This is a genomic window from uncultured Corynebacterium sp. (genome assembly GCF_945649885.1).
Classification (GTDB): Bacteria; Actinomycetota; Actinomycetes; order Mycobacteriales; family Mycobacteriaceae; genus Corynebacterium.
This window is the reverse complement of the sequence record NZ_CALZFS010000173.1, coordinates 1-4189: the sequence shown is the minus strand read 5'-3', so window position 1 is coordinate 4189 and position 4189 is coordinate 1. Positions and strand designations below refer to the sequence as shown.

Annotated in this window: 2 protein-coding genes, 2 pseudogenes and 1 riboswitch; all 4 genes and pseudogenes read left to right on the top strand. The window is 55.2% G+C overall.

Annotated elements, in window-relative coordinates; translation table 11 throughout:
* The first annotated feature begins 702 nt into the window (after window positions 1-702).
* Window positions 703-873: riboswitch (cyclic di-AMP (ydaO/yuaA leader) on the top strand.
* An 11-nt stretch (window positions 874-884) separates the two neighbouring features.
* Window positions 885-1514, top strand: coding sequence for a C40 family peptidase (locus Q0M74_RS13260; RefSeq protein WP_293955228.1), 630 nt, complete (start codon window positions 885-887; stop codon window positions 1512-1514).
* A 238-nt stretch (window positions 1515-1752) separates the two neighbouring features.
* A pseudogene (locus tag Q0M74_RS13935) lies at window positions 1753-2768 on the top strand (NlpC/P60 family protein).
* 30 nt (window positions 2769-2798) lie between these two features.
* A complete protein-coding gene (locus tag Q0M74_RS13245; protein WP_293955223.1) occupies window positions 2799-3938 on the top strand; it encodes a glycosyltransferase family 4 protein in 1140 nt (379 codons plus the stop codon).
* Window positions 3939-4034: 96 nt separating this feature from the next.
* Window positions 4035-4189: pseudogene (locus tag Q0M74_RS13240) on the top strand (ROK family protein); the annotation flags it as partial.

The following is a 4189-nucleotide window of genomic DNA, read 5'->3' as shown; positions in this document are numbered from 1 at the left end:
ACTAAAGCCACTAAGGCTGCGCGATCATCGGTTTAGCGCTGTCGTCGTGTGGTGGCCGCCGGGGTGGAGGGCCGAACTGCCCGCGGCGGAGTTGAGTAGGGCCTATATGTAGGAGCGGATAGATCCGGATGGGTTTGCGTGGTGGAGATTGCTGAGACGGCTCTCAGCCGTGAGTGGTCAATGTTGTCGTTCAGGAAATAAGTCCACATGAAATCGGTTGCGAAGAGTTCTGTTTCGGGCGAAACAGTTCTACATCATGCTGTTTATATAGGCATGAAACTGGGGGAAAATCGAGCCTGATCGCCTTTATAACAGACCAATACAGGATTCGTGACTAAGGTCACATCACTGTCGGCGGGTGGTCATTCATTCCCGATTATGTGTCGGTGGGGAACCTGTCCCCACCCTTAGGTGAAGCCTAAAAGGGCAGCATGAGGCATGTTTTATGTACATTTTTCAACCTTCTGGGACTTGGGGTCCTGGCGGGGATGCTTCGAGACTCGGAAGCCTTAAATTGGGATAACGGTTCAGTAACGACGGTGGATTTGGGGGTGGGCTGGACAACCGTCGATATGGTTTCGTAACCTTATTGAGACCTTGCGGGGTTGGTGGGAAAGTTTCAAGGAACAATCCCACGAATCATCGCAATAGAAACAATAGAAAATGCTTAATCGCGAGACTATCTCTCAAGGGAAATCTACCCAAGAATCCCTGCGGAATATATCGCGAGCCGGGGAACCATCAGTGTTCCTGGGGTGAATTTCCCACAAGGATTGCAGCGGGACCGAAATGGTCACCAAAGTGACGGAGTGGGGATAGGGGCCTTCCGCTCCGAATCCGACAGCTAACCCGGTAAGCCAACAGGAAGATTTGGAGTTTCAACAGTGGGCAAGCACCGTCGCAGCAATCCTAGGGTTACCCGTAACGCAGCTGCAGTATCCGCAGTCGCACTTGGCGCTACTGCAGTCATCGCCAACCCAGCTCAGGCTGCAGAGGTCTACATCCCCAACACCGACTTCACCATCGAGGTCGCTGGCATTGAGAACACCCCTGGGCTGAACAACATTCCAGGCATCGATCAGTGGATCCCAGCACTGTCCAGCCAGGCCGCACCTGCTGCCTACGCTGCAGTTGTTGAGGCGCCTGCTGTTGAGGCAGCACCTGCCGCCCCATCGGGACAGGCCATCGTTGATGCAGCCCGCTCCAAGATTGGCGCACCATATGGCTGGGGTGCCGTTGGCCCGAACGCCTTCGACTGCTCTGGTCTGACCTCCTGGGCATATAACCAGGTTGGCAAGTCCATCCCACGTACTTCACAGGCACAGGCTTCACAGGGAACCCCAGTTGCCTACTCTGACCTGCAGGCTGGCGACATCGTTGCCTTCTACTCAGGTGCCACCCATGTGGGCATCTACTCCGGCAACGGTACGGTTATCCACGCACTCAACAGCGCAACCCCGCTGTCTGAGCACTCCCTGGACTACATGCCGTTCCACTCCGCAGTTCGCTTCTAAGTCAACTGCTTTTCTGAGCCCCCAGCCATGCTGGGGGCTTTTTTGTACCCATCGCTGGGCAAATCTTTATGTGCGTTAAATACTTCCTTAAAACTGCACCCTGCTAAAGGGTGATCACCGACACAAATTCATTAGCTATCCTCAGCTTTCAGGGTCTGGGAGAGATTAAGCTCAATCCTGACCTGATGTATCTGAGGTGAGAATCTGGTGAGTGTTACAAGGAGCCTGAGGACTGAGTATGCGAAGTTGGGGTGGTGCGGTAGTTGGCACGTTATTGCTGACCATGTCTCTCCTGATTTCACCCAGCATGGCTCAGACGGTTGACATCGAGGAATTGATTGCCGCGCTGGAAGTGATCTCCCAAGAAAGCTCTACCCATAATGAATTGGTTAAGGAAGCTGCAAGGGAGATCGAATCGAGACAGGCCTCGATAATGGTCATCAGTGAACAGCAGGCTCAGTACAGATTTCTTGCTGATGAAGCTGCAGCCACGGTAGCTAGACAACGGGAAGAGATCACAAGGCTTGCCCAGGCGAAATATCGTGGCATGGTGCGTGATCCGATTTCCGTGGCACTTAATGGTGACAGTCCCCAGAATGTGATTGACCGTGTCAGTTACCTGTCCGGCCTGGCCACCACAACTAGTGAGCTCATGGACGGTCTTGATGCCGCGACCAGGGAAGCCGCTGATCACCTGGGTGCAGCGAACAGGAAAAAGCTGAGGCAGATTTCCATCTGGGTGGGTTGGATCTTCGCCTGACACAGCTTGAGGACGCCCAGGAGAAATTGCTGCTGCGACAGGAAGAAATGAAGGCGAGTGTGGAGGCTCTGTCCCGGGAGCAGATGACACAGTCGGTGGGGAAGAATTCACCACTGGAGATTGACATTTCCACACTTTTAGAAGATTCGGGGATGGCGAGTTCGGTTGTGGAGGCTGCGTTGACAAAGATTGGTTCCCCTTATAGCTGGGGTGCTGTCGGACCAACGGCCTTTGATTGTTCCGGTCTGATCTACTGGGCTTTTCAACAACAGGGGATGACGGTGCCACGTACCTCGCAGGCTCAGATGGCGGGTGGAATGCCGGTGGAAGCTGATCAGCTGCAGGCCGGCGATATCATCGGTTATCACCCGGGAGCCACCCATGTGGGGCTGTATATCGGCCAGGGGATGATTGTGCACGCCTCGGATTACGGAATTCCTGTACAAGTGGTATCTGTTGATTCGGCACCTATCTATGGGGCCCGACGCTACTAAAGTCACCGCACTGAGATCAGGAGGTCTGCCATGAGCAGAAAAGGCCGACGCAGAACACTTGTTGTGACCAATGACTTTCCTCCAACCGTTGGTGGAATCCAGTCGTATATCCGTGATTTTCTTGATACACAGGACCCAGAGGGGATCACCGTTTTCGCTTCTACTCAGGATACTGAGGCGGCTGCTGTCTTTGATGCCACCCGTGACTATGAGGTGATTCGCTGGCCACGTTCAGTGATGTTGCCGACACCGACCACTGCTCAGGCGATGGCAGAGATCATCAAGGCCCGGGAGATCGATAATGTCTGGTTCGGTGCTGCGGCACCCCTTGCTCTCATGGCACGGAGCGCACGGGAAGCGGGTGCAACCAGAATCATCGCCTCCACCCATGGGCATGAGGTGGGTTGGTCCATGCTGCCGGGGTCCAGACAGCTGCTGCGCAGAATCGGTGAGGAGGTGGATACGGTCACCTACATCTCTGATTACACTCTCACCCGTTTCAGATCAGCTTTCGGACCTCATCCCACTTTTCAACATCTGCCCTCTGGAGTAGACGGAGATATCTTTCAGCCAACCAGCCCGGAGCAGCAGGAAAGGACCAGGGAACGCTGGGGAATACCAGCACAGACACCGGTGATCTCCTGCATTTCACGTCTGGTACCCCGCAAGGGACAGGATAAGTTGATTGAGGCCATGCCGGCTGTGCTGAAAGTGCACCCGGAAGCGGTCCTGGTCATTGTCGGTGGGGGCAGGATTGAGGAGAAACTTCGTCGGCAAGCTGCCACGCTGGGGGGTTCTGTCAGGTTCCTTGGACGTTTGGAGCACGCGGAGATGATTGATGTTCTGGCGGCATCGGACATCTTCGCTATGCCGGCACGTACTCGGGGTGGTGGCCTGGATGTTGAGGGCCTGGGCATTGTCTATCTGGAGGCACAGGCCTGTGGGGTTCCGGTGATCGCGGGGACCTCAGGTGGGGCACCGGAAACGGTGACGCCCCAGACCGGTTTGGTGGTGGATGGTCGGGACGTCACTAAGCTCTCTGCCGCAATTGCCGGACTGCTGGCGGACCCCGCCAGGCGGAAGGCGATGGGAGTCGCAGGGCGTGAACATGTGGAAAACACATGGCTCTGGGAGTTCCTGGGTGCGCGTCTTACTCAAATTCTCAACTAATAAACCGTAAGGCCTGCACAATGATGGGGGCTGACGGGAAGCTGGCTATACTTTGAGGGTTATTGCCAGTTTTTCTAGATCGTGAGGCACAAGAAAATGCCACAAGACCCGAACCGTTATGCGGTCGGCTTCGACATTGGCGGAACCAACATGCGTGCCGGTCTGGTCTCAGAAACCGGTGAGATCATCCGCAAGGTTTCTGTCCCCTCCCCACGAACGACTGAAGAGTTGGAAGCTGGAATCGCAGACCT

Coding starts and splice junctions, on each gene's coding strand:
- Q0M74_RS13245 (WP_293955223.1), top strand. CDS start 2,799: ATGAGCAGAAAAGGCCGACGCAGAACACTTGTTGTGACCAATGACTTT.